This window comes from Sphingobium tyrosinilyticum (genome assembly GCF_042654265.1).
Taxonomy (GTDB): domain Bacteria; phylum Pseudomonadota; class Alphaproteobacteria; order Sphingomonadales; family Sphingomonadaceae; genus Sphingobium; species Sphingobium tyrosinilyticum.
The window spans coordinates 1-26,722 of sequence record NZ_JBHSFZ010000031.1; the positions used below are offsets into that span (position 1 = coordinate 1).

The 26,722-nt window shown below is 58.5% G+C and carries 23 protein-coding genes; 10 read left to right on the forward strand and 13 right to left on the reverse strand.

The genetic code is table 11. From position 1 onward, the window contains the following. Positions 1 to 990: asparagine synthase-related protein (locus ACFO3E_RS14505; protein WP_380805536.1), on the forward strand; the 990-nt coding region annotated here is incomplete at its 5' end. A 14-nt stretch (positions 991 to 1,004) separates the two neighbouring features. Here the strand turns inward: ACFO3E_RS14505 and ACFO3E_RS14510 are convergent. From ACFO3E_RS14510 to ACFO3E_RS14550, 9 genes are all read right to left on the reverse strand, one after another. Further along, positions 1,005 to 3,047, reverse strand: coding sequence for an Atxe2 family lasso peptide isopeptidase (locus tag ACFO3E_RS14510; protein ID WP_380805539.1), 2,043 nt, complete (start codon positions 3,045 to 3,047; stop codon positions 1,005 to 1,007). Further along, positions 3,044 to 5,635: a TonB-dependent receptor plug domain-containing protein gene (locus ACFO3E_RS14515; RefSeq protein ID WP_380805541.1), complete on the reverse strand. Its 2,592-nt coding sequence runs from the start codon at positions 5,633 to 5,635 to the stop codon at positions 3,044 to 3,046. The genes ACFO3E_RS14510 and ACFO3E_RS14515 overlap by 4 nt, the downstream gene beginning before the upstream one ends. 76 nt (positions 5,636 to 5,711) lie before the next feature. Continuing rightward, the gene (locus ACFO3E_RS14520) at positions 5,712 to 6,737 is read right to left on the reverse strand and encodes a FecR family protein (RefSeq protein WP_380805544.1); all 1,026 of its coding nucleotides are present in this window, start codon (positions 6,735 to 6,737) and stop codon (positions 5,712 to 5,714) included. Further along, positions 6,734 to 7,270: a sigma-70 family RNA polymerase sigma factor gene (locus ACFO3E_RS14525; RefSeq protein ID WP_380805545.1), complete on the reverse strand. Its 537-nt coding sequence runs from the start codon at positions 7,268 to 7,270 to the stop codon at positions 6,734 to 6,736. Before ACFO3E_RS14525 ends, ACFO3E_RS14520 begins: the two co-directional genes overlap by 4 nt. A gap of 836 nt (positions 7,271 to 8,106) precedes the next feature. After that, positions 8,107 to 8,964 carry a Ros/MucR family transcriptional regulator gene (locus ACFO3E_RS14530; RefSeq protein ID WP_380805548.1) on the reverse strand — a complete coding sequence of 286 codons (858 nt, stop codon included), beginning with the start codon at positions 8,962 to 8,964 and terminating at the stop codon, positions 8,107 to 8,109. A 531-nt stretch (positions 8,965 to 9,495) separates the two neighbouring features. Further along, the gene (locus ACFO3E_RS14535) at positions 9,496 to 9,885 is read right to left on the reverse strand and encodes a DUF4186 domain-containing protein (RefSeq protein WP_380805549.1); all 390 of its coding nucleotides are present in this window, start codon (positions 9,883 to 9,885) and stop codon (positions 9,496 to 9,498) included. A 238-nt stretch (positions 9,886 to 10,123) separates the two neighbouring features. After that, positions 10,124 to 11,008 carry a phytanoyl-CoA dioxygenase family protein gene (locus tag ACFO3E_RS14540; RefSeq protein ID WP_380805551.1) on the reverse strand — a complete coding sequence of 295 codons (885 nt, stop codon included), beginning with the start codon at positions 11,006 to 11,008 and terminating at the stop codon, positions 10,124 to 10,126. Next, positions 11,005 to 11,640, reverse strand: coding sequence for an acyl-homoserine-lactone synthase (locus ACFO3E_RS14545; protein ID WP_380805553.1), 636 nt, complete (start codon positions 11,638 to 11,640; stop codon positions 11,005 to 11,007). The genes ACFO3E_RS14540 and ACFO3E_RS14545 overlap by 4 nt, the downstream gene beginning before the upstream one ends. A 75-nt stretch (positions 11,641 to 11,715) precedes the next feature. Beyond that, complete coding sequence (locus ACFO3E_RS14550) at positions 11,716 to 12,450, reverse strand: LuxR family transcriptional regulator (RefSeq protein ID WP_380805556.1); 735 nt, start codon at positions 12,448 to 12,450, stop codon at positions 11,716 to 11,718. 320 nt (positions 12,451 to 12,770) lie between these two features. Between ACFO3E_RS14550 and ACFO3E_RS14555 the strand changes: the two genes are divergently transcribed. Next, positions 12,771 to 13,148 carry a MarR family transcriptional regulator gene (locus ACFO3E_RS14555; RefSeq protein ID WP_156518595.1) on the forward strand — a complete coding sequence of 126 codons (378 nt, stop codon included), beginning with the start codon at positions 12,771 to 12,773 and terminating at the stop codon, positions 13,146 to 13,148. 62 nt (positions 13,149 to 13,210) lie between these two features. Then, a complete protein-coding gene (locus ACFO3E_RS14560; protein WP_380805559.1) occupies positions 13,211 to 13,792 on the forward strand; it encodes an RNA polymerase sigma factor in 582 nt (193 codons plus the stop codon). Positions 13,793 to 13,834: 42 nt separating this feature from the next. On the opposite strand, the gene ACFO3E_RS14565 is transcribed toward ACFO3E_RS14560, so the two are convergent. Further along, positions 13,835 to 14,002, reverse strand: a complete 168-nt coding sequence (locus ACFO3E_RS14565) for a hypothetical protein (protein WP_380805561.1) — start codon at positions 14,000 to 14,002, stop codon at positions 13,835 to 13,837. Between the two features lie 375 nt (positions 14,003 to 14,377). Here ACFO3E_RS14565 and ACFO3E_RS14570 point away from each other — a divergent pair, with 375 nt between their 5' ends. From ACFO3E_RS14570 to ACFO3E_RS14590, 5 genes are all read left to right on the forward strand, one after another. Next, positions 14,378 to 15,265 (forward strand): DUF7146 domain-containing protein, encoded by an 888-nt coding sequence (locus ACFO3E_RS14570; RefSeq protein ID WP_380805564.1) that lies wholly within the window; start codon positions 14,378 to 14,380, stop codon positions 15,263 to 15,265. Between the two features lie 133 nt (positions 15,266 to 15,398). Continuing rightward, entirely contained in the window at positions 15,399 to 15,677 is a 279-nt protein-coding gene (locus tag ACFO3E_RS14575; RefSeq protein WP_380805566.1) for a hypothetical protein, read from the forward strand. 370 nt (positions 15,678 to 16,047) lie between these two features. After that, complete coding sequence (locus ACFO3E_RS14580) at positions 16,048 to 16,641, forward strand: TonB-dependent receptor plug domain-containing protein (RefSeq protein ID WP_380805569.1); 594 nt, start codon at positions 16,048 to 16,050, stop codon at positions 16,639 to 16,641. An 81-nt stretch (positions 16,642 to 16,722) separates the two neighbouring features. Then, on the forward strand, positions 16,723 to 17,520 hold the full coding sequence (locus tag ACFO3E_RS14585; protein WP_380805571.1) for a universal stress protein: 798 nt from the start codon (positions 16,723 to 16,725) through the stop codon (positions 17,518 to 17,520). 56 nt (positions 17,521 to 17,576) lie between these two features. Then, positions 17,577 to 17,867 carry an NUDIX domain-containing protein gene (locus ACFO3E_RS14590; RefSeq protein ID WP_380805659.1) on the forward strand — a complete coding sequence of 97 codons (291 nt, stop codon included), beginning with the start codon at positions 17,577 to 17,579 and terminating at the stop codon, positions 17,865 to 17,867. A gap of 75 nt (positions 17,868 to 17,942) precedes the next feature. Here the strand turns inward: ACFO3E_RS14590 and ACFO3E_RS14595 are convergent, their stop codons facing one another. Continuing rightward, positions 17,943 to 18,938 carry an NADH:flavin oxidoreductase gene (locus ACFO3E_RS14595; protein WP_380805573.1) on the reverse strand — a complete coding sequence of 332 codons (996 nt, stop codon included), beginning with the start codon at positions 18,936 to 18,938 and terminating at the stop codon, positions 17,943 to 17,945. Between the two features lie 79 nt (positions 18,939 to 19,017). Further along, positions 19,018 to 20,040 (reverse strand): zinc-binding alcohol dehydrogenase family protein, encoded by a 1,023-nt coding sequence (locus ACFO3E_RS14600; protein WP_380805576.1) that lies wholly within the window; start codon positions 20,038 to 20,040, stop codon positions 19,018 to 19,020. A gap of 1,032 nt (positions 20,041 to 21,072) precedes the next feature. Between ACFO3E_RS14600 and ACFO3E_RS14605 the strand changes: the two genes are divergently transcribed. Further along, complete coding sequence (locus tag ACFO3E_RS14605) at positions 21,073 to 23,427, forward strand: TonB-dependent receptor (RefSeq protein WP_380805661.1); 2,355 nt, start codon at positions 21,073 to 21,075, stop codon at positions 23,425 to 23,427. Here the strand turns inward: ACFO3E_RS14605 and ACFO3E_RS14610 are convergent. Continuing rightward, positions 23,424 to 23,645, reverse strand: coding sequence for a hypothetical protein (locus tag ACFO3E_RS14610; RefSeq protein WP_380805577.1), 222 nt, complete (start codon positions 23,643 to 23,645; stop codon positions 23,424 to 23,426). The two genes, ACFO3E_RS14605 and ACFO3E_RS14610, sit on opposite strands and share 4 nt — an antisense overlap. Positions 23,646 to 24,215: 570 nt before the next feature. Between ACFO3E_RS14610 and ACFO3E_RS14615 the strand changes: the two genes are divergently transcribed. Beyond that, on the forward strand, positions 24,216 to 26,600 hold the full coding sequence (locus ACFO3E_RS14615) for a TonB-dependent receptor (protein ID WP_380805580.1): 2,385 nt from the start codon (positions 24,216 to 24,218) through the stop codon (positions 26,598 to 26,600). Positions 26,601 to 26,722 lie beyond the last annotated feature (122 nt).

A 26,722-nucleotide genomic window follows, 5' to 3' on the forward strand; every position in this document is an offset into this window, starting at 1 on the left:
TACGCCCTCCGCCGCCTCACCCCCATGCCGACGATCCTGCGCACTATCAGGGGGTCAATGTTGGGCGCTTATCGGGGTGAATATCCGGTGCCGATTGACAACTATCCTCTGGTAGAGCAGTTTCTTGATCCTTCCCTGGTGGACTTCACGACCTGCGTGGCCCCTCATCTCCCCCGGCCCAAGAGGCGGCCTCTCTTCCAGGCGATGGGCAAGCTCGCCGCCCCCCTTGTCAGAGAGATGGACGCCGATGTGCTGGTGAATGGAAGCGGTGGGGACCAGGTTTTCTGTTCCACTCAGTCGATGAACGCGGTGATCGACAGCCTAGACGCCCGCCGGTCGCTGCTCGCCACCCTGGCAACGTTTGAGAATATAGGTGAACTGACAGGCTGCTCTCTCGGTGAAGGTCTCAAAAGCATCTGGAGGCGCGTCCGGCGGCCAGCGCGCCATGCCTGGACGATCAACACGGATTTGCTGGCTCAGGCCGAAAACGTTCGACTTCCGAGCCATAGCTGGCTCGATTGCCCAAAGGGTACGCCCCCGGGAAAGGCATTCCATGTAGGGATGCTGCTCCGCGTCCAGGAGAGTATCGAAAGTCCATTCGATGCTGACGGCCCGCCGATGCTCAATCCCCTGATCGCGCAGCCGGTCGTCGAAGCCTGTCTTCGCATTCCGACCTGGGCCTGGGTGCGTGGCGGGCGCAATCGCGCGGTCGCGCGTGAAGCCTTTTCGTCAGACCTGCCGCCAGCGATTTTAAACCGAAAGGCAAAATCCGGCCCAACCAATTTCTCTTCACAACTCCTGTCGAAATATCGTTCGCAGATGCGGGAAATGTTGCTCGGCGGGGTCCTCGCCGAGCAACAGGTGATCGATGTGGCAGCGGTTTCCAATGCTTTGGACAATGTCATGCAGCAAAGCGGACCGCGCAGTCTAAGACTGCTTCAACTCGCCGACACCGAAGCCTGGTGTCGGCATTGGTCTAGCCTTCCTTAGATTGTCATGCCCCGTCAGCCCGCCTTGTTCTCGGCCATGGGCTTCCTGTCGCGCAGCAGCGTCCATCGCTTTGCGGTCTCTGCATCCCCTGGCACGATGCCCTTCAGCCAGAAGTCGAACCAGGCGATATTGCGCTCATAAACGGCGAGGCGGTGGGCAGCTTGCCACTTGATATGCTGCTCGTCCGGGAAGACATAGGCGTCGACCGGTTGACCAAAAAAACGCAATGCCCGGATCGATACCAGGGAATGCAGATATTCGGCGTCGGCAAGATTGAACAAAATGGGAGTGGAAATCTTCGCTGCATTGCGGGAAACCGACATATTGGCCCAGAAGGGCTGATCATTGTCCGACAGGAGCGGGTAGCCACCTGCCTCGAAGCCCTTTGCGCCGCGTTCTCCCAACAGGGCCATCGAACTGATGGGTTCTTCACAACAGTGACTCACGGATGCTGCGGCAAAGAGATTGCTGTTGATGAGCGAGAACCACAGAATGGACGCTCCTTCGCTCAGGCCCGTGATGGCCCTCCGTGTCGGATCGGTCAGGCCGAGCCGCTCGACCGTCGCGATGCCCGCTTCCAGGGAGGACTGGATGCTGCGCCGGTTCGCCCAGTTTTTCCGGTTGATCGCATTATATTCCGCCTGCGAGCTTGTCTTTACAAATGATGCAATGTGTCGGGGTTCATCGAAGCTCAGAACCGCATAGCCCCGTGCCGCCAGAGGTTGGATCGGATATTCATCTCCGGTGCCCCCGCGAAGAAAGCCGCGGCTGCGATAGGTTGTGACGATCAGTGGAAGCTTCCCGCCTTTCCGGCTTTCGGGCGGAAGGACAAGATCGCCATAGGTTTCGATGCCGCGATCATTGCTCCAGAATAGTCGGCGAACCGGCCCCAAACGGAACTGTTTGAATTCGGGGTTCGGATCGAAGACCAGGCTTGTCGCACCTGTTTGCGGATTGAGCCTGATGATCCTCCTCGGGACGGTCGCTTCCTCCTGTGCGCAGACCAGCATATCTTGAGCAGGCTCGCAGCCCAGGAGAAGACCAGCGGTTCGGAAACGCTCGATCACCTTGCCCTTGTCGAGCCGCCATTGATACAGCGCCATGTCGCCATTGGCGCGGCCCACACGCCGGAGGAATAGAAGAGATTGGCGGTCGGCAGCCTGCCATGCTGCGAGAATTCGTCCGCTGCAGGCGGCATCCGGGCAGCTTCTCGTTATTCCCGCCTTCCGGGCAAGCTCCTCAATCGACACGGCCGCGCCCTGATCAACAATGACAAAGGCCAGCCAATGCGGAGGGGGCGTTGGCGCTGTCCCGACGTCCTCTGACTTTGTGAAAGAAGATGTCGGGAATGGACTGACCGGGATGGCTTCTTTATGCTGGGGAAGGGGCGCTACGAAAAATGGACGATCTCTCGTGATCGGAACAAAGCGATCGTCGAGATGATAGCCCCGGCGTGCTTCCTGGGCATCCGCTTGTTTGAGAGCAGTCAGATCCTCGAACGTCACGTCAATTACGCGCGCGTCCTTCACCCATTTCAGCGCGACCACATTGGCAGGACCGGTGGTGACGGCGCGCGATCCTCCGCCCCCCGCGTCAGCAACCCAGGCCTGCACCTGGCCGTCTACCTGCTTGAGGTACGCCAGCGAACGTCCGTCGGACGACCAGGCAGGTTTTATGGCCTTGGCGTTGCCCGAAGGGTAGGGCCCAAGGTCCCATTGCGGATCCTGCCGGAGGATCAACTCGCCGCCGCGATCGACAATGCGGGCCTCTCCATGCCCGTCTATGGGCATCACGATCATGGAAAGGCAGTAGCTGTTGCTGACAGGGTCCGCTTGACGGATCTGGAAGGCAACTTGCCCACCGTCAGGCGAAACACTTAAGCCAACATCCGATTGCGAGTCGGATGGCTCACCGAAATCGCGCAGACGGGCAAGGTCGTCTGGGGTCATCAACCGGCTGACGGCGGCCGAAACTTTGCCTTGGGGAACATCAGCGCAAGAGGGCTGCGCCGGTGCGGAAATTACCGAGGCGGCGAGCGCGAGAAGGAGGCCGGTCACCAGCTTTTCTCCACGGTAAAGCCGACATAGCGGCCGATGGCGGAATAGTTGGTCGAATCAAAGGCTGGGACAAAGGCGCTCGATGTTCTGATGCGGTCGGGCTTGGCATTGAAGATGTTGAGGACCGACAGCGCAAAGCTGATGCCGGGCAGAGCGGTCGAGTGCGGCTCATAGCGGATATTGGTGTCGACCGTGGTCATGGAAGCGACCGTTGCAATGGCGCCAAAGCGCCGGTCTTCAAGGCTGTCGGTGTAATTCACATAACCTGCGAACATCAGCTCGCTGATTTGCCAGGCTACACCAGCGCGAGCGCGCCAACTGGGCGGACGGAACACCGTGCCGGCGAGCTGCTCTGGGGCCTGGCCCGGCAAGAGCTGTTGGCGGCTCTTGAGGTAGGACATCGAAGCTGAAAACTGAAGATCGCCAATATCCCTGGTCTTGAGATGATATTCCAAGGCGAGATCGACACCCTGGATTTCCTGCCGCGCGACGTTCCTGCTTCTATTGTCGATAATATAGGCAACGCTTGCAGGATCGAACGGCCGGCCGGAATTATTGAGCAAGCCGCCAGTCGCCAGTGCGAGCGCACTTTCGACCTGCGCGATTGTCGGATCGCTGGTGATGATCGAACTGTACAAGGGGTTCGACAGCGCACCCACGCGGCTTGCAATCGGGGTTACCACCCGATCTTTGTAATCGGTATGGAAATAGCTGAGCTCGACTTTGAGCCCCGGAATGAAATGCGGTTTGACGGTGACACCTGTCGACCAAGTTTCCGCCTTCTCAGGATTAAGATCAAGATTGCCGCCAGTCAATTGCAGGACCGTATCGCCTGCCGAGCCTGTTGCGCCATAAAAGCTCGGCAGATCGATTTGGCCGCGTTGGATCAGATAGAGCTGGCGAAAAGTCGGGGCCTTGAAGGATTTCCCCCAACTGGCCCGGAAAGTCACATCGCCGACGGGAGCGTAAACCAGGCCAAGCTTTGGCGTGGTCACATTTCCGATTGCCCGATAACGCTCGTGCCTCAGTGCGCCCGTCAGCGTTAGACGATGGATCCCCGGCACATCATTGTCGGGTGAGACGATAGGAAGATTGGCTTCTGCGAAAACATAGGTCGATTTTCGAGTCTCATCGAACGTCGTTCCGGGAAGGATCGCGGTCGGTGTGACTGTCCGAAGCCGGGAGTTAAGGCCGTTGTGGCGAAATCCTCCACCCGCCGCGATCTTCGCCTCGCCGCCGGGGAGTTTGAACAGACTTCCCGCCAGGTTCAGTTCTCCAAGCAGGATCGAGTTGGCGTATCGCGCCTCACTGGTGCTCACGCGCACGCCGCCGGCATTATAGCCCGTCGCGACACTACTCTTGTCTTCGCCATAGGTGCCGGTCAGCGAGACCGACCAGCTTTTCGCAAAATCCCATGCAAGGCGCGGCGTAATCACGAACGATGAGAGGCGGGACGATGTGGGAAAACCTAACTGGCGATAATCCGCCGTCGGCGTGAGGGCGGTCGCAAAAAAGGAGGTGCGGTGGTTGTACAGTGCATCGAGATCGAAGGTCAGATCCTTGCTGACCTGCTGATGTCCGGTGAGCGCAATGGCATGATGTTTCTGCTCAGGAAGCAGAGTGGTGCTGTGATTAAGATTGCTTCCATAGCTTCGTTCGCCGGCCTTGATCGACGTGTTTCGACCCGTCTCCGCGGCAATGAGAAAGCCGCCATTGTTCCATCGACCGCCAGTGACAGCGGAATATTGCTGTTCGACATCTCCTCCATCCGTCGCCGCTCCAAGCCGCGCCGATAGATCGAGCCCTTCGAAATCGCGTTGCAGGATGACGTTCACGACGCCCGCGACGGCATCTGAACCATAGATAGCGGATGCGCCCTCGGTCAGGATTTCCACCCGCTCGACAGCTGCCATGGGGATGGCGGAAATGTCGATGGACTCGATCCCGCTATCATAGGCCAATCGCTTTCCATTGAGCAGCGTCAAGGTCGCATCCGCTCCGAGACCCCGTAAATTTACGCCGGTCGCGGAATTCACGTTCAGGTCGGCCGCGGTCGGACTACCCGCAAGCACGCCGGGATTCTGGCCACCGTTGAAATTCTGCGGCACTGAGCGCACGACGTCGCCCAACTGATATTGGCCGGCATCGCGCATCGCCTCTTTGGAAAGCGTGATGAGGGATGCGGACGGCTCAGCACCGGCGATGCGCGTACCCGTGACAATGATGGCCTCTGATTGGCCGTCACTCGGGGCTGCGGCTACAGCGTGGGCGCGCTTGTGAACGACAGCACTGCCTTGCGCATATTCAATCTGAAGCGGAGATGTCTGCTCCAGAACGGCAAGAGCCTGCGGCCCGGTCATGCGCCCCTTGATGGCAGGAGCCACCAAATCTCCGATTTCCTGCGCATCATAGAGGACCTCCAGCCCGCTGGCCTGGGCAATGGTCCGCAGGGTCGTTTCCATGGACTGCGACGGAATGTCAAAATCGGCGACGATATCCTGCTGCGCCGACGCGATGATGGGAAATGCGGCTGTATTGACGCTTACCGAGGCGAGGAGAGTCGGCAGGAGTTTGCGGGTAATACTCATAAAGCCCCCTTCGGCCCGGCTTGTTCATTTTGCCGGGCTCATCGGGCTTACACGCCTCAGTGAGGGCTCCCCCTAATCATGGACGAAATCTTTTTTGGTCCTGCCGGCGCCGCAAGATGATCCGCTCCTTGCCCACCTCTCGCTCCAGGTTAAAAAGAGCGGCAAGCTTGATACTCAAAGCCTTGGTGTTCTTCAGCGAAAATATCCCAGAAACGCGCAACCGCTCTGTCTCGACATCGCCGATCTCGATGGGTAGATCGGCGTAGCGATTGGCCTCGGTCACAACGTCGATCAGCGGCTCATCATGAAACTCGCCCTTCGCCTGTGTCCACAAATTTGGTTCGTGGTCGGCAATGGGTCGAGGGGCTTCCAGGCGAGGGGCAAAGGCTGTCTGTTCGCCCGGGCGCAATCGTTGACGTGAAATGGCTCTAGAACTGGCCACGGTGACATCGACCGCGCCCCGGAGCAGAGCTACCGATACTTTCCCACCTTCGGCGAGACGCACGTCGAAGATCGTGCCGCGCGCCGTTACCGTTCCCGCGCCGGCGGCTACGTTGAAGGGGCGTTGTTCATGAGCAACCTTAAATCGGGCACGACCGCGCACAAGTCTCAGTCGCCGGTCTGTTGCGGTGAACGATACCTGCACCTCGCTGTTCGTATCGAGGAGGATAGACGATCCATCGGGGAGAGCTACGCTGCGTATCTGGCCGACGGCGCTCGCAACGGTGAAATGATCGAGTGATGCATGCTGCAGCCGCCCGGCCTCCTGGCGATCGAGCGCTGTATGGAACATCAGCTTGGCCGAGATTGTACCCATGGCAATGAACAGAGCGATCATGGCGAGCCCGCGCTTGCCCGGGCGCAATCGGGGCTTGTCATTCGCGCAGTGTCTATCAGGATCATCCACTCTCCCACTGTCGGTGAAAATCTCCGATACCTTGTTATAGGCCGCCCGGTGCAATGCGCCGCGGGCTAGCCAGGCCTTGAAATAGGGCTCATGCGATTTTGCATCAGGGCCGCGCATTTTTGCGAACCACTCTGCCGCATCGTCATAAAGCTGATTGCCCAGGGGCGCGATCGGATCCGGTCTCTCGTCGGTCATGCCTGATCCACTCCCCTCACAAGCGCCTTCAACGCCGCTGATATGTGATACTCGATCGCCTTGACGCTCAGATCCATCTCTTGCGCTATCTCGATATAGGTTCGCCCGCCCAAGCGATGCATTAGGTAGATGCGTCTGGTTTTCTCAGGCAGTTGGTCAATAACCCTTTGATATTGTCGCTTCACGTCTTCAGCCTCAAGGTTTAATGACTGCTCTGCGGGCGACGCAAACAGGCTGCCTTCATCGACTGGCACGTCGGTGACAAGGCGCCTCCATCTGGCATGGCGCCGCATGCTGCTGAGGAGCAAATTCCTGGCGATCCTGAACAAATAGGGGAGGGGGTCTCCCTCGATACTGGCGCGGGACAAACGAAGAAATGCGTCGTGCATGAGATCCTGTGCCTCGGCTTCGTGCCGTGTTCGACGGGAGAAAAAGCGCAGGAGGCGCCTAGATTCATGCCGATAGAGCGCCTCGATTGTGGCCGCCGGCATGGGCGCGCGGCCTCCACGGCCGTCTGGAACAATGTCATTCATTGCCTGGACACCTTCCAGGCACTGCATCGCTGCCCAATAATGGGCAAAGGCGCGAGATGAACATGAGATACTGCTACATGCCGACACGAACCATCCGGAAAACCGGACCAGTCCGCTCATGCTGGTGCCGCCGTTCGCTCTACACCATTAGCGCAGGGCTTTGATCCGGTACGGCCGCTCGGCCGTCATGGACGAGCGTGATTGATGCCTGACGAGAAAATTCACGAGTGGCCGCCGGCAGTCCGATCTCGCTTCATCAGTCTGCATAGCAGGGCGGCAGTGTCAAGGGATGGGGGCATAGCCGACCTTTGTTACCGATACATCACCTGCTTCATAGGCTCTATGCGTCGGGGTTCCATCATGGGGTGACCGAGGTGATGACGATGTCGCTGGAAGGTTTCTGTTTTTTTCGTAGGCGCAAACTGCAATCTTCATCAGTCCTTGCCGCGGCAGAATATGCCTCAAATGATGTTTCCCTGACGATAGACGCCGCTGTCGCGGTCGAGGTAAATTTCACCATTGGCTTTGGACGGACGACGGGTGCGCTACTACGTGGTCACCCTGCGAAACGCCGCGTGTCATGCTTGCAGAGCGGTTAAGGGACGCGTCCAATGCCAGGGTTGATAGGGCTTCTCAGCCATGCGCGTCGTGGGGAGGCAAGCGGCATTTGTATACGGCACTCTTGGGTGACCATCAGCGCCGTCAATCAGAAAAGGGGGGCTCAATGAGCGATGGGCCAAGATGCGGGCACCATTGCGGAGGCATATAGCCCCTCGGCAGCTTTCGAAAAATCCGGGCAAGGGGAGCGAGACCGAAGGCCGCGCTCCCGCTCTGTATCAGGCTTTCACGGGTGCGAGTTCGCTCGCCTTAGAAGCCGGCTCTGCTTTCTTCGGGGCGGATCTGGCCGGTTTCGATGCGGGAGCGGCCTTGGCCTTTGCGTCGACCTTTTCAGTCGGAGCAGCGATCGACAGGCGCTTGCGCGCTTCCTTTTTCACGGCGGCAGGCGCGACACCAGCGGTGATCGCACCGCTCGCAATCATGGGAGTGGCCTTGGGCTGGGCATCTCTCGTTTTTGCGGTCTTTTTCCCAGTGGCCATGGTAGGTTTGGCGGCGACCTCCAGTGCCTTAGCCGCAGGATGAGCGGCGCTGGTAGCAGGCGAGACATTTGCCTTTGCGGACTTCTTCGCCGGAGCGGGAGCCGCTTTCTTAGGGGCCTTCGTATTTGCCGCAGCCACTGCAGTTGATGCAACTGCCAGAGCGGGTGCAGCTTCGACGGGCTTGGCAGCGACGACTGTCTTTTTGCCCAGTCCGATCTTTTCCGCGACAGCGCGGCGCGAGTCCGAATAGCTTGGCGCGACCAGCGGATAGGTCTTCGGCAGCTTATAGCGCTCGCGATACTGTTCGGGCGTGAGGTTGTTTGCGGCCAGATGACGCTTCAAAGTCTTGTAAGGTTTGCCGTCGATTAGGCTGATGATGTGTTCGGGCGAGGACAGGCTCTTGCGTACCGACACAGCGGGCGCGAAAATCGGGACGGCCGGTTCCTCGACCGCAGGCGTCGGCACAACAGTAAGCGCCGCCCGGGTCGTCTTGATCAAGTCCGCCAGGCTGTCGCTCGCGACAGTGTTGTTGGAAACAAATGCGCTCACGAGCTGAACAGTGAGAGCGGTAAGGTCGGTCTGATTGTCGTCTGCCATGTTGTGGACCCATATCAAAAGAATGTTGCTGCTATCTGCCCGCAAAGACCTCAAATGTAAATATCGCGATTTGGTTTCGCTTCAGGACCGGTTTTGGGTGATCACGTCTCACTTGCGAAGATTTCACCTCAGCTAGGTTCCAGGCCATTTTCGAACAAATCGAGAATATAGCTTCGAGGAAGTTGAAGGCGAACTCGTAAAGGCCATCATGTGGTGACGGCGGCGATGATGGTCATAGCTTTGAAGCTTTTGCTGTTGCCGTCGAAGCGGGATGCCCTTTTTGATGGCCGCACAGGGGTTCAGTGACGTTGACTGAAAAGGAATGCCGCGGTCGTGCACGACTTGGACCTAATCATTGGTGTGACGGGACGAAGGGTGACCTTCCGCGCAATCATCGACACAAGGGCAGCGGTCGCTGCGGGCAAAGGAAAAGCAAGAACTCCATTGAAATGTAGATCGGTCGCTTCGAGTAGGGCATCGTCTGAAACCTGACGTTCCGAGAACAGCTATATTTTGTGCGGTACGCAACGGCTATTGGGAGGGTCCATATTTGGAGCGAAGCCAATGTTCGATGACGCCCACGACATAGGTCTGCTGCTGAGCGCTCAGTTCCTGCCCCGGTGGAATAGCATGCCATTTGGACAGACAACCGCGGCAGCAGGTCGCCGTGGCATGCTGGGCTATGAAGACAGGGTGCCCGCGCATCGGCGTCTGCTTGCCGTCATTCTTTGGGGCTGCCGGGGCAAGCCGCTTCCCGACGAAGTCTGCGGCATGGACAAGGACCGTTTCGATCCCGCGTTCCCGAAGATAGGCTTCGTCCTTCGTGTTCAGACGGAAACGGGAGCGGAAAGACGACCTCGCAAGCCGCGAAAAAAGTGTGTCTAGGTCGTACATGGCTTGGATATAGATCGTGCGGCCCATTAGTCACGCGCTCGGTGCGCAGATCAGCGCCATGGCTTACGGGTGGCGTTCCGCGTTTGATACAGGGAACGCCGCCCCTATTAGCCGTTCAGCCGGTCATTGAGCGCCTTGGCGGGCGTGTTACGAACTTACTGACGTGCTCATCGGTGCCCTTTTTTGGAGAGACGAGCGCTGGTATTTGTCGCGGCGCCCCATCCCAGTCGGTAGCGAATGAAGGGTGAAGCACTCGGATTTGCCGTTAGCAGGCTGGCCGTTGAGCGTGGAATGCCTCAATGAGGGCAATCTGCTCGGCAGCGAGAGCATCGACGGCTCCGTTTTGCTGTAGACCGCCCAACAGTTCGGATGGGCACCGGCCCTCGACATTTCCCAGATTGGGGCGATGGATCTGGTAGCCGACCAATCGCGCAAGATCGGGCGTGAAGCGCCGCGCCTTTTCGGGCGGGTAGACGAGCGTCTGGATTTCATAGGGCTTGAGCCACCCCAACGCATAGCTAACGATCATTCCCCTGCGCGCCGCTGCGGTCCGGTTCGCGCCCCCACAGTGTAGCGTCGACCCCAGGAACAGGAGCGCAGAGCCGGGTGCGATTTCCAGCGATGTTGCCTGATCCGGAGCGATCAAATCTTCACTGCGGCGCCGATGACTTCCCGGCCATAGTATCGTGGAGCCGTTTTCCGGCCGATACTCTGTGAAAGGCCACATGACATTCACCAGATATTCGGCTCCGTGGTCGCATGGCAACATCCTGCTCACAGGCCACATGTCCTGGTCGCGATGGGGCACCTGCTGCTGGGCACCTGGACGTATCTCAATAGCCTGGGTGAGATTGAGCTGAATATTGTTGCACCATGGCCCAAGGATCGCCTCGACAATTTCGACAATGAGAGGATGTTGCACGAACAGGGCGGACAAGGGGGAGCGATCCAGCAGCCCGCCGAACCGGACCGTGTCAGCGCCGTAAAATGGACCCTGTGACGGCTGCGTGGCTGCGAAGCAACCGCCAAGATCTGAGGCAAGTCCCTGGACAACTGCTGCGGGTATGACATTGTCCACGACGCAATAGCCCTGCGTCATCAAAATATCGATGTGAGGCTGTGCCGCACTGCTAATGGGTTCGTGCTTCATTGAACGCCCCCCTCGCCAAGCGCCGCATCGACGTAGGTTTGAACCGGCGTCTCGTCCCAGGTTCCTGCCTCCGCCATCAGGCGGGGCGTTTCCTCGTTGATCGATATCTCCAAGGCGCCGACCATTCCGCCCGGGTCGAACTGAGGAAGGCCTAGCGGCCTGCATTGCCAGCCATAGGCCATGACCTCAGGGAGGTACCAAGCGTGCGTCACGCAGCAATAGCCGCTTATGCCATTTCGCAACGCGAACTGAACGGCGGAGGTCAGCAACCGGTTGCGGACACCGCGACGCTCCGCCGCGCGAATTCGAGGACTGAGGCATAAACGGGATAGCTCCCAGACCTGCCCGGACCTGGGCGCCCCGGTATCGCAAAGATGCTCGAAGAAATCGCCGATGATCGTGGGCCGGTCGGTTGGCAGCAATCGCATGGATCCCAGATGCGTTCCATCCGGCTGCCCCACGATGAGGTAAAGAGTATCGGGACTGTCAAACTGGTCTATCTCGAACTTGTCGTCCAAAACCGGTAAGTCCCAGCCCAGCAAATCGATGAAAACCCGTTTGCGATCCCGATACATGTCGGCCATGAGCGCGTCGGGCACGCGCGCAGATACACCCTGTTCAAAAGACAGCATCTTCGTCCTCCTCCTTAAGAGATTGGCAGGATGAGAAGGATCGTGATTCCGCGCTATTCCCCGAACAGGGGTGCTTTAATGCATCCGCAGCATGTCCCTGTAGCTCAGTTGCCCATCGAACAAAGCGCGCACGACGAGCAGTGTCCTTTTGCCCACGTCATATTTGCGCATCGCGCTTGAAACATGTTTGTGGATGGTATCCTCCGAAACTCCAAGGATCTTTCCGATCTCCCAATTAGTCTTGCCCGAGCCCACGAAAACGAGACAGTCAAGCTGGCGCTGCGTGAGCACGGGTATTTGGGAGGTCGATGCGCCGCCCTGGTTGGTGATCCGGCGGGCGACCTCGAAGCAGAATGTCCCGACGAGTTGGGCGCTACCGATAAGATCGGCGGTGAGTTCAATCGGATGGTCGCTGGCGAAGGAGCAGGTCCCACGATATTCACCCGCAAGCTGAAGCGGTACGGTAAAGCCATCCCGCAGGCCGTGCGCCCGTGCTTCGTGCAATATCCGGCGCTGACGCCGGCTGAGACGGATGATGTCGGGCACCTCCCGCCAACCAAAGCCGGTCAGCCGGCGATTGCTTGCAGCCAATATCGGATCGTCGTGAAAATAGCGGTATCGCAAAATCCGCTCCATCCAGCTGTCCTCATAACCCAGCAATGTGATCGAATGCGCGGGCGGCCGCACCAGATCGACGTGATGGAGTAATGCATACTGATTGAAACCAAGTTCCCTTGTCATTTGGCCGAGCATATCGCGAAGGCCGGTCTCGTCCGTGATGGCCCGGCAGCTGTCCATGAACTCGATCATTTTTGGTGACATGAGCATCGGTAAGTCCCCTGTTGCCTAAAACTAAGTAAGCATCTGCGACCCATCCTTTCGCGGGCAACTGCATCCAATCACCCCCTTTCAGGGAATGGGCGGAAGCGCGGCCGCGTGAAATATTTGTGACAGTTTTGCTATGGGGTGAATAGGGATGCGCCGGCCATTGGGAGATAAAATTTTCGCCGTATCGGCGACAGTTAAGGGGATTTACGGCACGGGTGAGGTCCTGGCGTTTAAGCTCGTTGCAGCTTGCTTTCAGCCTTCCTGCCTAGCTGATCGTTCCGCCACATATCGCCGGTGATGAGGTGGAGCGGAGCGACGACAGCCGGCGACATGAACGCCGGGTCGAAACATGCCTCAATCTGATTGCCAATCGCCACCTCGTCGGCAGGCATATCGGATTTGACCTGTGTGCCGATCCCGCCTGGGACATGCTGCTGGACCTCTACATCTCCGAATGTCGAGGCCGTAATATTGCGATCTCCAGTCTTGCCAGCGCGGCCAACGTGCCACCCACAACCGCGCGAAGTGCGATTAGAATTCTTCGGAAGCGGGGCTGGGTATCCCGTGAAGCGGATACACTCGATGGAAGGCGCATCTATATCCGCCTGACCGAAATGGCGAGATCGGCCTTGGTGGAAATTTTCGATGCGGTCGCCGATAGAGCGGACACTGGCCTGTGACATCCTGACGTCTGGGGGAGGGGAGAGGGAGGAAATGGCGGACCCTCAATCGGGAGTTCGTCATGTCATCCAAACCTTCCAATCAAACCGCCTCCAAGGGCGTCGACCCAGGCGAGACTAATATCGCCTTCGGCGGCAGCCCGATCCACCTTGGGCCCCTTCTGCGGGAAATCGCCGCAGCCTTGCGCAAGCCTTTATTCGGGCGCTTCTGGCCGATGCAACGACGGCGATATGCCGCGCTTGCCGACGATATCGATCGCCTCCTGCAGCAGCAGGCACCAACTCCTCTTAGCCTTGCGACGGCCGAGGCAGTTCAACTGGCGGACATTCCACCAGGCGTGCGCGTCGATGTCGGACAAACAAATGTTATGCCGACGGCTGCGGGGGTCTGGGTTCACGCCCAGTTTCTGGTCGATTGGAGCCTCATCCTGCCATCGTTGCCGAATTTCGCCCGTTCTCGCTACGTCGAAGCAATCGCGGCATTACCGGAAAGGCAGCGACAGGTGTTCATGCTGCACCGATTTGGGGGCCTCGATCTCAACGAAATTGCCAAGCGCCTCGATCAAGATATATCGGCCTGCGAGCGCGCGCTTGCCCAAGCGCTTGCCAGCATCGCTCGGCATATCGATCAAATCGATCAATAAGGGGTTATGCTTAGAACATGGCTTCCACGGGCGGCCATGGAGTTAGTCCGCTTGCTGATCGGGCTCCTGCTCCCCGCGAACAACGTCGATGGCATGCTGCAAACGCATAGCCCCAAGAGCATCGTCCATCGCGTCTAATTCCACCAGCGCCCGCTCCATCAGCTTGATCGCGCTTGATCGTCTTGCGGTAGCATCTTCGATTGTGACCATGTGAATTTCCTCTACTCTCAGCCGGCGGCACGCCTTGCTCATGAAGGATCAAGGCGTGCGGCCCCTGAGAACCGGATGTTCGAAACTCGCCAGCAGACGAGCGCAAGCGCCTTTAGCCGGATGGCCTGGACATACGCGCCCGCCATCCGGTCGAGGGAGCATTCGACCGGCCCTACTGGTGCGAGGTTTCGACGCCTCGGCCCGCCTGTGGACGGACGCGGCAACTAATAATCGAAAATGCCGTAAATCCAAGCGCTCTTGTCATTGGCCGGGACCCAACCCGCCGGTGTCAGTGGCATGGCTAGCTGCCCATGGTGTCAGAGGCCGTTCGCAAACACCTCATGAGCACGTCCAACCAATCAGGAACCACCTCAAATGAGCACGCATCTTGACAGGATCGGCGAGTCCCTCGTCCGCAAGCTGGGCGGCCACTGGAGACACGGAAAAGGCCTGTGCCGTTGTCCCGCCCATCCGGACAGAAGGCCCAGTCTCTCGATCCGGGTCGGGACCAGTGCGCTCTTGTACAAATGCTGGGCCGGTTGCGATACACGCGATGTCATTCGCCAAATACTGAGGCTCGACGGGAAGGCTCTCGATAGCATCGAGGAGGCCGGCCCGGCTCCTGCGTCATTCACGGCAGATCTATGGCGTAGGCAGCGTGCCCTGCATGTCTGGGACGCGGCGCGCCAATTGAGCGGTACGCCTGCGGAAATCTATCTTCGTCGCCGGCGTATCGCGATCTTGCCGCCCGCTTTGCGCTTTCATGCTCGAACGCCACTCGGCGGCGGCGAGAGGCTGGACTACCGCCCGGCTATGATCGCGGCCGTGCACGAGGGTGACCGCTTTGTCGCCATTCAGCGGACATTTCTTAATCGCGACGACGCCCGCCGCGCGCGCGATCTGATCGACCCCCGAATGATGCTCGGACGACCGCATCGGGGTGCTGTGGTACTGGCACCGTCTGGTCAGACACTTGGCCTCTCTGAGGGTCTCGAAACCGCGCTTTCAGCGATGATGCTGTTCGACATGCCCGTGTGGGCGGCACTTGGCTCTGAGCGCCTGGACCAGGTCGCAATACCGACCTATGTGACCCGCCTCGTACTTTTTCCCGACAATGACATGGCGGGCGAGATCGGCGCAGCAAAAGCCATGGCAGCCTATGCGATGCCCGGCCGCCTGATCGAAGTGGAATTTCCGCCAGCGCGGTTCAAGGACTGGAATGACGTCCTTCTGGCGGGAGGGCAGGGAGTGCGCAAGGGATGATGGCGAGTGCCCTCACGATGGTGCTGCCCCCGTCAGGAGACTGTGCTCAGGACCGCGCGCGGTCTAATGGTAGCAGCCGCCGGTCAGTGCGTGTTGACTGCGTAGTGCAGTTCCGCTGAACCTGGTCGAACTGATGTATGAGAGCGAGATCACCACGCCGCCGCTCGACCCGCGGCTGCAGGAATATCAGATGATGGGCCATGCGGGATTGCGGCGGCAGATCGTGGACGCGATGCCCGGCCTGTCGGACGAGGAAGCCGACCTGCGCGTGATCGCCTTCTGGTCGGCCATATATGGCTTTTCTTCGATCTGCAGAAAGGGCGTGATTCATATCAGCCGGGGCGCGGTGGCCACGGTCGATATTGCTCATCAGATCGTCCATAGGGCGGTGCTTTCGGCGCTATCTGCTTAGGTGATGATGATCTTGTGGTGGTTTGTTGCTGTTGAGCGAGAACCATGCTGCGGCAAGAGGCACGGCCTGCCGGATAGTCACGGAACTCTCCCTACCATCAGGAGCGTGAAGCCTCACCATTCACTCTGAATGGCCTATGTTGCAAAAGACATAGCCATTTAATCAGCGATCAAATTACGCCCGGCGCGCGGGCTTTGCGCTGGCGAGAAGGCCCGCTGCTCTTCCGAAACTGTTGCAGGGCTTGACGTTCCCGCGCCAACATCAAACTAATCACCGATTAAATGGATGTGGTAAGCGCGCCTGATAAGCCCGCATGGGCAGCCGCGCCCCATGAAAATCCATGATCGAAGAAAAACAGTGAGGGAGGATCATGATGAACAAGTCTCTGGCTCGCCTGCTCGCTACGGCTTCGTTGATCTATTGCGCTCCGGGGCTTGCGCAGGATGTGCCGTCAGCAGAACAAGACGCCGCCGCAACCAGCAATGTCGGCGTCAGCGACATCGTAGTGACCGCGCAGCGCCGCGTAGAGCGTATTCAGGACGTGCCGATCGCAATTGCCGTCGTAAGCGGCGAGCAACTGAACCGGCAGCAGGTGGTGGAGGTCCGCGACCTCGCGCGCACCACCGCTTCGCTACAGTTCGGCCCGGCCGGCGACGGAGCGCAGGGAGGCGGGGGCATGATCCGCGGTATCGGCACATTCGGCTTCGTCAAAGGATCGGAAGCGGCTGTCGGCATCGTCGTCGATGGCGTGGTCCAGGGCAACACGAACATCACCAACCTCTTCGACATCGCGCGCGTTGAGGTGTTGCGCGGGCAGCAAGGAACTCTGTTCGGGAGCGCACTCGAGTACCGCCAGTACCGTCTTGGTCGTTGTATCGTTCATGCTGCGGCGTTGAAGATCGACTTACGGCGGCAAAAATTTTCCAAGCCGCTTCTGGGAGGGAGCCAGCCGGAGTGGCTATGAGTGCGGGGTGCCTAAGTATGTTTCCTCATACCTGCTACAGATGCCGCATCGTAACCTGATGCCTTTCTAGTGGAGGCAATCATGAAGAATGTTCTTCTTCTGGTGCACGATGATGAAGGCCAGGAAGCCCGACTACAAGCAGCGCTGGACCTGACGCGTGCCCTTGGCGGCCATGTTCAATGCATCGATGTCACACCATTTCCTGTGATCGCCGGCGATCTTTATGCAGGATTTGGCGAAACCGCCCTCCTGCTCGATGAACGCGACAGCGAAACCCGCAACAAGGCAAGGATCAGCGCGCGCCTTGGCAAGGAAGATGTTAGCTGGGACTGGGTTGATACCACCGGGGAAATCGCAAGTTGTCTTCTGAAAGAGGCAGCCCTTGCAGACATCGTCGTCCTCAACCGGCAACTGGACAGCTACCCTCTTCCGGACATGCGGACAATCGCGAGCCAGATTTTGATGCACGCCAGAGTGCCGGTCTTGGCCGTTCCGCAGGATGTTAAGGGCTTTGCCATGAAAAGGGCGCTGCTGGCATGGGATGGCCACCCCTCATGCATCGCGACGATGCGCGCCTGTACGCCTTTGCTCGCGTTGGCCGAGGAAGTGGAGGTGATGACAATCAAGGATGGCTCGATACAGGCCGAACCCAGCGATGCGGCACGATATCTCTCACGTCATAATGTGAATGCGAGCATTCGGGTTCTCAACGACCGTCTTCATCCTGTGGATGCGATCATCGAGGAAGAGGCCAGCCAATGGAAGGCAGATTATGTCATCATGGGCGCCTTTGGACGCGGAAGGATTATGGAAACATTTGGTGGCGTGACAAGGCGTCTGCTAACGCACGGTAAATTGCCGTTGGTGCTGGGACACTGAACGTCCGCCGCTTGTATGTTCAACAGCGTTGCGTGAGCGGCGGAGATGCAGAGATGATGGCATCACAAATAAGTGCAGGGCCGCTCCCCTATCGCTGGCACGCGGGAACGCTGCAGGTCTTTCTCGTTCATCCCGGAGGACCTTATTGGCAGCGAAAGGATGACGGGGCATGGCAGATCGCGAAGGGTGCCGCCTTGCCAGGAGAGGCTCTTCACAACGCCGCACTTCGGGAGTTTGAAGAAGAAGTTGGCGCGCGACCTGCTGGCAAACCGTGGCCAGAGACCGCCTTGTCAATGCGAGTTGGGCCTGCCGTGCGGGAGCCAATTGTCCCCCAACAGCGTCTGTAAATCAGCTGATCGGGATCCAGACAGCAAGGCTCGCAGCCGCGGCCACAAGAGCGGCGAATAGCGGTAGCGCGGCTCTCATGCCGCCATGACCCCAACCGATGACCACAGTAATGACGCCTTTCGCCAAAGTGTTAGCGAGCACCGCAGTATGGCCGCCCGGCCGATTGACACGAAGTCGCAACCGGCCTCGATCACGCTGGCGGCTGCGGGGCCGCTCATCACCTTGCCCGCTGCGCCCAAACGAACATTGCCCCGCGGTAGATCGGTGAAGCAACTGAGCAACGTGCGTCCCTTGAAGCGTTCGTCCTCCGGCTCCTTGGTCACGTCCCACAGCGACAGGTCGAGATAGTCGATCTTGTCCTGACGCATTACCTCACCAGCCACGGCGATGATTTCCTCAAGGCTTTGTTCATAACGCTCGGGTGAGAGACGAAGGCCGATCTGAAAATCGGAACGGCACTGCGCACGAATGCCCTCGATGATCTCGAACAACAAACGCGAGCGGTTCTCCGAGCTGCCGCCGTAACGGTCGGTGCGCTGGTTCACCTCTGGCGACAGGAACTCGGCCAGCACATAGCCATGCGCTCCATGCACTTCTACGCCGTCGAAACCGGCCTTTTCGGCACGCACGGCTGCTGCGATGAAGTCGTCGCGGAGCGTCTCTACCTCATCCAGCGTCAGGCCACGTGCACCCGTCTCGGGATTGTCCGAGGGGCAGACCGGCGTGCCGACCAGATCCTTGGGCGCGCGATAGCCTGCATGATGAAGCTGCACGGATGAGATTGCCCCGCGCTCCTTGATTCCTGCGGCCAGCCTCGTGAGGCCCTCGATATGTTCGTCACCGAAGATACCGAGTTGGCCCGGAAAGCCCTGACCGACAGACTGCACATGCGATGCGCAGGTCATGACCAGCCCGAAACCGCCGGTGGCGCGCTTCGTCAGCCAATTATATTCCTCGTCCGACAGGCGGCCGTCCGGATGGCTTTGTTGATTGGTCATCGGCGCAAGCATGAAGCGGTTCCTCATCGCCGGACCATGGGACAAGGAAAGGGGAGAAAACAGGTCGGTCATGAGGTTCACTCGACTGGAGAATAATCAGCTTTTCCTAAGCACATCTTAGGTCCGAAAAAGAAGGAATTAGGTCAAACGGTTAACTAAGCGGCGGGAAGCCGGCGAGCGCGACCTTGCCTATCATTTGGCCGGTTTCGACCAGGCGGTGCGCGGCTTTCAGGTGCGCGGCATCGATCGGCCCCAATTCCTTGGTCAATGTACCGCGCAGGACGCCTTCATCGACGAGACGCGCAATCTCGTTCAGGATGTTGTGCTGCTCGATCATGTCGTCGGTCTTGTAGATGGAGCGTGTGAATACCCCTTCCCACGCGACGGTAATCGACTTCTGGCGCAGTGGAACAATGTCAAAGGCCCGGACATCATCGATCAGGCATAGAGCGCCTCGTGGAGCGATGATCTTGGCAATTTGCGCCAGGTTGTTGTCGCTGGCAGCCAGGCTGGCGACATAATCGACACAGCGTACACCGATCCTCGCCAGTTCCTCATCGAGCGGCCTGTGATGATCGATTACGTGATGGGCGCCCAAACCCTCCACCCATTGCACCGTGTCGGGCCGCGATGCAGTGGCGATGACCTGAAGGTTGGTGAGTTGCCGCGCCAATTGGACGAGCATGGAGCCTACGCCACCTGCGCCGTTGACGATCAGGATCGATCTCCCGGCATCCTTATGACGCGAAACCCGCAGGCAATCGAACAGGATTTCCCAGGCGGTGAGCGCGGTGAGCGGCAGTGCTGCCGACGCCGCCCAGCCAAGCGACGACGGTTTACGCCCCACTATACGTTCATCGACGGCGTGCAATTCGGCATTTGTCCCGGGCCGAACGATGGTTCCGGCGTAATAGACCTCGTCTCCCGGAGTGAAAAGCGTGACCTCAGGGCCGACGGCTTCCACAATGCCCGCCGCGTCAAAGCCGAGGATCATCGGCTGTCCGCCGCGCGGCTTGGCGGCGGCGCGCACCTTAATATCCACCGGGTTGACCGACACTGCGTGGACCCGGACCAGAAGGTCGCGAGGACCGGCTACAGGATCGGGAACTTCGATGTCGAGCAGGGCATCGTCACGGTCGATGCTGCCGCTCTCTGTGAATCCAATCGCTCTCATTTCGAACCTGTCTCTATCATCTTTCAGGGCGGATAGGTCCACCCCCTGCCAATCTGCAACCTTACTAAAAGCGAATGATAGCTTACGTGCCTTAAAGGTCAGCCATCACTTTGCAACGCATTCTATCGATCACTCTATCAACGCGACCTGGATTTCATCTCCTATTCTCGCCGCCGGTAATGCCATGCCTGCTTCAGGCATGCTCATCGAAGCGCGGGTCAGATCAACTCGACGAGCGCTATGCCTTGGAGCGGTAGTTGAACCGACAGCGTCGGCCGTTCCGCTCAGCCGGAAGCCGATCGCTGCCCCTTGACTCTGCGGCCCCCGCATGGCCTTCAGCCGCTACGCCGTGCGGCACGAATGCAGTTTTGCTGTGAAAAGTCGATAAGCCGATTCTCTGTATCTTCGGCTTCTGCTTTGGTCTCCTGAATGCTCGTCAGAGCAGCAAACTTACGAAGCATGAATAGGATTTCGGCCTCAGACGGTTCGACGGCTTTGAAGCGCACTGGCTTTGCAATCGAAATTCCGCGTGAACGTCGAGACGAACCGCAGGGACGTAACCCATTTAAAGCCGGCTTTTTTCTTGTGCTGGCGGCCCATGCAAAGGTGCTCACTACGTCAGAGATAGATGCTTGCGCCTCTGTCTCGGCTTGTGTGTCAGAAAAATAGCACAGTCAGAAAAAAAGCTCCGGAGGAGTTTACTTTGTGATCCGTTGGCGTAAGGTCCAACCGTCGCGCACGAAAGGGGGAATCGACTGCCAGCTACTCAATGACGCTTCCATCCTCGAGAGAGCGCTACCACGGTCTGTCCTAGCAGACGTAAGCGTCAAGTTGCGGCACGAAAGTTCGGGCCGATGCTCGAGACGGCCTGGCCGATCCTAAGGTTGTGCGCGACAACTCGCAATTCGGATAAAGAACAGCCGCTCCTTTTGGGGTGACGCTGAAGAGTGGTTACAGCTGCGTGCGGCTGAATAAGAATGAACTTTGAACGTAAAATGGGAGAGGATGATGCAAAGGAATTTGCACCGTAAAATGCTACTGTTATCGACTTGTACTTTTTGCGCACTATCATTGCCCGCCTGGGGCCAAACCGAGACTGGAAATGTCTCAACAGGGGCTAATCAGTCCAACGCTGAGATAGTCGTGACAGCCACTCGCCGGGCGCAAGCTCTGCAGGATGTTCCGATGAGCATCAATGTCGCGACGGGCGAGCAGATCGAGCGCCTGAAAATTTTTGACGTCAAGGATGTGCAACAGCTTGCTCCGGGTCTTGAACTTCGGAATGACAATGGCCGCGCCAATTCGGCAACGCTGCGTGGCGTGACCTTTGATCCCGACCAGGGCACAGGTCCTGCGGTCGACCTCTATTTCAACGAAGTTCCCATCGACGCGCAAACCGCCTTCACGGCCATTTACGACATCGATCAGATCGAAGTGCTGCGCGGGCCGCAGGGCGGTCTTCGCGGCCGTACCGCGCCGTCGGGCGCCATCACCATCCGGACGCGTCGCCCGAACCTGAGTTCGATCGAGGGATATGTGCAGGGCACCGCGACCGAGGATGCTGGTTACAACGTCCAGGGCGGAGTCTCCCTGCCGCTCATTACGGACAAGCTCGCCATCCGCGCATCGATGCTGGTGGATGGCAACCGTCTGAACCAGGTGCGCAACATCGTTCGTGGGGACCGTTCGCGAAGCCGCACGGAAAGCGCCCGCCTGTCGGTCGCCTTCCAGCCGGTGGAAGGTTTCGACATCAACGTTATGTATCAGTATCTCAATGCTGATAATCGCCTTTACCCTCAAGTTTTCGGCCCGGGAAATCCGGTCATCGGCAATCCGGCGGTCGGGCTCGATGACCGCTATACGCTCGCTGAGGGGCGCAGCCGCTTCATCAACAACAGTCATCTGGTTACCGTAAACGCGAAATATGACTTTGGGCCTGTGACCCTCGACTTTATCGGCGGTCATCAGGAAACTAAACTCACGCAATATGGCGAATCCGACCCAGGCAATGCGATCCACAGCTACGCGCCGACGCAGATTACGCGTTCGCCTTATAATGTGGATTCAGCGGAACTTCGCCTGCTGTCTAACAATGATGGTTTCTTCAACTGGTCGATCGGTGGAACATACTCCAAGCAAACCGGCAATGTCACTGTGGATAGCCCGCTAGACTACATTCCTAGCGTCCCGGGCGTACCGGTACCTGTTGCACCGATCTTCCCCCTGACAGGGTTGATTTCTATACCCGTCAGCGCCGAGACCTATTCCTTAGCCGGAAGCATTCGTCTTCAGCCCACAGATCAACTGACTTTCGAAGCTGCCGGGCGTTATTCAGTCATCAGTTCAAAACAGTTTGCAACTATCTCAATTCCGGGCGCAGGAACTTTTCCGATCGTCGATTTCGAGAAGAAGTCGCACCCGTTTACCGGATCGGCAACACTGACATATGAACCGACCTCGGACTTGACGGTCTATGCTGCTTACGGCCGATCTTTCCGGGCACCCACAGCGGGCGTCGGAATCCCTCAGAATGTCAGCCAGGATCTAGCGATCAGCAAAGCGGAACGATCGAACACCTATGAAATTGGCTTAAAGACAGCTTTCTTCGATCGCAGGCTCTCGCTCGACATTGCAGCCTTCTATCAGAAGTTCGACAATTTCATTTCGCGCTTCACCGGGATAGCGACTGACCAGGGCACGAATATCGACTTCAACGGTGACGGCATTCCTGATGGCGTCTTCGTCGGGCCGCCGGACGGCACCGTCGATACGAATGCCGATTACAATTATAATGGCGACGCCACGGTCAAGGGCGTGGAAGCGACAATTTCCGGCAGGCCTATGGACAATTGGGATGTTTCGATCAGTGCGTCCTACGTAAAGGCGCGTTATGATAACGCTGTGCTGCCTTGCAACACGGTGGATCCAGTTACCGGTCAGTCAGTGATCGTTCCAAATCCGGCGTTTGGTGGTGTCAACAACGTCAGCTACTGCCAGCGTGACTCACGTCTTGCTGACGTTCCGGACTTCAGCCTGACCGCAAACAGCGAATTCCGTTTCGGAACCGGGCCTGTCCAGCCGTTCATCCGCGGTCTGATCACCTATCGTCCGAGCGTCTTTTCGGAAAGGCAGCAGTTCCGCTTTCCGCACCGGGAACTCATCAACCTGTTCGTGGGTGTGCGCGGTGAAGAGAATAAGTGGGAGGTGTCGGCGTTCGTGCGCAACCTCCTCAACCAGAACAAGATTACAAATATCTCGTTCAACAACGCGACGATCACTGGCGACAATGTGCTGGGCGGGGCTGGGGTAATCTTCGACTCCGGATACCGAACGGTGAACCTCACCAATCCGCGGGAGTTTGGCCTTTCGGGAACTTTCAAATTCTAAGCCTCTCCACCTCCCGCCAGCCTTCCGGCTGGCGGGTCTTTTTTCCTTGTTGAGGGCTTTTGTGCTTTAGAAGGTTGTTCGAGAATACTCATCGGGATCCCGAGCCAAAAACAAGTGTTGCCAACCAATAATGCAACGCCGCGGTTTACCTCTGCTTTGGTCATGTTGTAAGACGCGCGGATGACGATCAGCAGCAGCAAAGGGGATCGACGACCCATTTGGACGGAGAATGTCTTGGCTGATCAGCTCGCAGTTACGCGGCGAATGTTCATCGCTTGAACCGCTTTGGCGATGCCTGTGGCCGCAATGGCTGAAGATGCAACTCGCAGTGGCATCGGCCACGTTATCCACATCTCGGCTAGGATACGCTTCGCCGCTTCGAGAAAGTCTGGCTGCAGGAACACGAAACCAGCCCTTCGATGCGGAATGGACATTTTATCGCGGCGATGACGATGGAGCTTCAGCACCGTCTTTTGATGACTCCGACTGACGCAAGTTGGATCTTCCCCACGACTGGAGCATCGAGGATGTCGAACCGCAGGAGCCGTCCGTCAACGCCATTGTCCGGGATGCTGACACTGCCCCATTCTGGGCCCCGGTCAAAGACGCGCCGAAGCTCATAGGCCCCTTTGACAAGCTGATCGGTGAGGGGGCCCGTAAGGACGATCTCGCGCGCATAGTTGTCCCGCATGGTGGAATGGGCCCTTATGAGCCTCCGCCCATTCTTCTAAGGCAACGGCGCATCCGATATCTGGCAAATGTCAGTTATCTCAGAAGAGGAGGGGACTATGAAGGTTTCAAGGGGCCGTCACATCATATCGCTGCTGGGTTGCGCGTGCGGGCTGGCTATCGCCACCGGTGCATCTGCGCAGCAGGCTGAACAAAGCGCGATTGAGCCGCCGACGGCGGAAATCGTCGTTACCGCGACGCGGCGCGCCGAAACGTTGCAGGAAACGCCGCTGGCTGTTGATGTCGTGTCGGGTCAGGACGTCGCCAAGCTCAATTTGTTCGATGTCAAGGAAATCCAGAACGTCGTTCCCGGTCTGACGCTGGAAAATAGCGACGGCCGCAGCAACATCGCGACACTACGGGGCATTTCGTTCAACCCGGACAGCGGGTCGAGCGATGCGGTGCAGGTCTATTTCAACGAAATCGACGTAGATCCCAACACCTTCTTCAGCGCGATCTATGACATCGGCCAGATTCAGGTGCTACGTGGGCCCCAGGGCCTGTTCCGCGGCAAGGTCTCGCCGGCCGGTTCCATCGTCATCGGCTCGGCGCGCCCGGATCTCAGCAAGCCGACCGGCTATGCTCAGGCGGCGGTGAGCGATCTTCACGCCCGCAACTTCCAGCTCGCGGCCTCTGTGCCGATCATCCAGGACAGCCTGGCGGTTCGCGGAGCGCTTCTCTACGACCGCAACCGTGCCGGCCAGGTTAAGAATATCGACGGGCGCCAGTCCTACAATGAAACGATGAGCGGCCGCTTCTCTTTGGCGTGGGAGCCGTCATCCGACGTCCGTGCGGACCTCGTTTATCAGTATCTCTGGACCGACACACGGCCGTTCCGCGCGGTATTCGGCTCAGGCAACCAACCGAGCCCGAACTCCTTCTTCCCGCTCCGCAGCGGCCCGGCGATGGATCTTGATGACCGTCTGGCGGTCAGCGAAGGCGCGCTGCGCTTCACCAATGAAACGCATCTTATCACGCTGAACACCAACTATAATCTCGGCTGGGGCGAACTAGTATTCAACGGCGGCTATCAGAAAACCCGCCTCGAACAGCAGCGAGACCAGGATGAGGGCAATGCCGTGCCCGGCTATCAGCTGAACCAGCACGTCCACACTCCTTATGACCTTTGGACCGCTGAAGTCCGCCTGCAGTCGCCCAGCAATTCGCGGCTGAACTGGGCCATCGCGGCGAACTATGATTATGGCAAGTTCAACAATGTCCGCGTCAATCAGAGCAACGACGCCTTCTTCACCGATCCGTTTGGCACCATCTTCCCCGGCATGACCGGCCCGGGTCCGGTGCCGCCGCAGATATTCGTGTTCCCGGTCGACGTCTCGGTGATCCTGCCGATCCTGAGCCAATCCTATGCCGTGTCCGGCTTGCTGGGCTACGAGGTTATCGATGGGGTTACCATCACCGGCGGTCTGCGTCAGACTTGGGGCAAGACCACCCGCTCGCAGCGGCTGATCATCCCTGCTATCGGCCTCGACAGCACCAACACCAGCATCGTGAAGCCCAGCGCTCTCACTGGCGGTGCGTCGATCAGCTGGAAGATCAATCCGGATCTGAATGTTTATGCCAACTATGGCCGATCGTTCCGCCCTGGCGTCGCAGCGACGGGCGTTTCGACGCCGTTAGACCCGCAATATCTGCAGACGCCTGACGAAACGTCGGACGGTTTTGAAGTCGGTCTGAAATCCAGCTTGTTCGATCGGAAGGTGACGCTGAATGTCGCTGCTTTCTATCAGAAGTTCAAAAATTATGTGGATTTCGCGGCGTCGCTCACGACCAACTCGTCGCGTATCCCCGGCAACGTCGATACGGCGACTGCGCCGCTGCCGACCTTCGGCGACGCGATCAGCAAGGGCGTCGAGGTCCAGTTGGGCTTCCAGCCGTCCGAATGGGTCGATTTCAACGTGAACGCTACCTATGCCGACGCGCATTATGACGACGCGCTGCTCTATTGTAATGACTATAATGGCGACGGCGTTCCGGACTCGATCGGCACACCCAGCGTTCCCGGCACCAACCAGGTCGCAGTTTGCCCACGTAACGACCGCATCGCCGATGTTCCCAAGTTCAGCCTGTCGAGCAATGGTGAAGTCCGCTTCGGCATGGGTTCGCTGACGCCGTTCATCCGCGGCCTGTTGTCCTACCGGCCGGGCTTCACGTCGCAAAACAGCAACTACACCTACCGCGACTTTACCAAGATTGACGTTTTCGTGGGTATTCGCGGCGAGGATCGCTGGGAGTTGAACCTGTTCATGAAGAACCTGCTCGATCAGACCCGTGCGCAGCGCGTGTCGCAAGGCAATGCCCAGGTCGCTACGGGTGCGCTGCCGGGCCTCGAGTCCTTCGGCACCATTCCGTTCGATTCGGGTTATCGCACGGCGTCGATTACAGCGCCGCGTGAATTCGGTGCGACCCTTCGCTTTAATTGGTGAGCCACAAAGCGGGATCGCTTGAGGATCCCCGCTTTGATCCGAGTTGAAGGATATCAGAGCGGCCCGTGGCTCGGTTGAGCGCGCGGGCCGCAATTTTCGTTAGCCTCAAACCCATCGGTTGC

Excerpts from the sequence above, each read along its gene's own strand:
- ACFO3E_RS14515 (WP_380805541.1), bottom strand. The coding sequence starts at position 5,635 with ATGAGTATTACCCGCAAACTCCTGCCGACTCTCCTCGCCTCGGTAAGC.
- ACFO3E_RS14520 (WP_380805544.1), bottom strand. The coding sequence starts at position 6,737 with ATGACCGACGAGAGACCGGATCCGATCGCGCCCCTGGGCAATCAGCTT.
- ACFO3E_RS14525 (WP_380805545.1), bottom strand. The coding sequence starts at position 7,270 with ATGAATGACATTGTTCCAGACGGCCGTGGAGGCCGCGCGCCCATGCCG.
- ACFO3E_RS14530 (WP_380805548.1), bottom strand. The coding sequence starts at position 8,964 with ATGGCAGACGACAATCAGACCGACCTTACCGCTCTCACTGTTCAGCTC.
- ACFO3E_RS14535 (WP_380805549.1), bottom strand. The coding sequence starts at position 9,885 with ATGGGCCGCACGATCTATATCCAAGCCATGTACGACCTAGACACACTT.
- ACFO3E_RS14540 (WP_380805551.1), bottom strand. The coding sequence starts at position 11,008 with ATGAAGCACGAACCCATTAGCAGTGCGGCACAGCCTCACATCGATATT.
- ACFO3E_RS14545 (WP_380805553.1), bottom strand. The coding sequence starts at position 11,640 with ATGCTGTCTTTTGAACAGGGTGTATCTGCGCGCGTGCCCGACGCGCTC.
- ACFO3E_RS14550 (WP_380805556.1), bottom strand. The coding sequence starts at position 12,450 with ATGATCGAGTTCATGGACAGCTGCCGGGCCATCACGGACGAGACCGGC.
- ACFO3E_RS14560 (WP_380805559.1), top strand. The coding sequence starts at position 13,211 with ATGTCATCCAAACCTTCCAATCAAACCGCCTCCAAGGGCGTCGACCCA.
- ACFO3E_RS14565 (WP_380805561.1), bottom strand. The coding sequence starts at position 14,002 with ATGGTCACAATCGAAGATGCTACCGCAAGACGATCAAGCGCGATCAAG.
- ACFO3E_RS14570 (WP_380805564.1), top strand. The coding sequence starts at position 14,378 with ATGAGCACGCATCTTGACAGGATCGGCGAGTCCCTCGTCCGCAAGCTG.
- ACFO3E_RS14575 (WP_380805566.1), top strand. The coding sequence starts at position 15,399 with ATGTATGAGAGCGAGATCACCACGCCGCCGCTCGACCCGCGGCTGCAG.
- ACFO3E_RS14580 (WP_380805569.1), top strand. The coding sequence starts at position 16,048 with ATGATGAACAAGTCTCTGGCTCGCCTGCTCGCTACGGCTTCGTTGATC.
- ACFO3E_RS14585 (WP_380805571.1), top strand. The coding sequence starts at position 16,723 with ATGAAGAATGTTCTTCTTCTGGTGCACGATGATGAAGGCCAGGAAGCC.
- ACFO3E_RS14590 (WP_380805659.1), top strand. The coding sequence starts at position 17,577 with ATGGCATCACAAATAAGTGCAGGGCCGCTCCCCTATCGCTGGCACGCG.
- ACFO3E_RS14595 (WP_380805573.1), bottom strand. The coding sequence starts at position 18,938 with ATGACCGACCTGTTTTCTCCCCTTTCCTTGTCCCATGGTCCGGCGATG.
- ACFO3E_RS14600 (WP_380805576.1), bottom strand. The coding sequence starts at position 20,040 with ATGAGAGCGATTGGATTCACAGAGAGCGGCAGCATCGACCGTGACGAT.
- ACFO3E_RS14605 (WP_380805661.1), top strand. The coding sequence starts at position 21,073 with ATGCTACTGTTATCGACTTGTACTTTTTGCGCACTATCATTGCCCGCC.
- ACFO3E_RS14610 (WP_380805577.1), bottom strand. The coding sequence starts at position 23,645 with ATGGGTCGTCGATCCCCTTTGCTGCTGCTGATCGTCATCCGCGCGTCT.
- ACFO3E_RS14615 (WP_380805580.1), top strand. The coding sequence starts at position 24,216 with ATGAAGGTTTCAAGGGGCCGTCACATCATATCGCTGCTGGGTTGCGCG.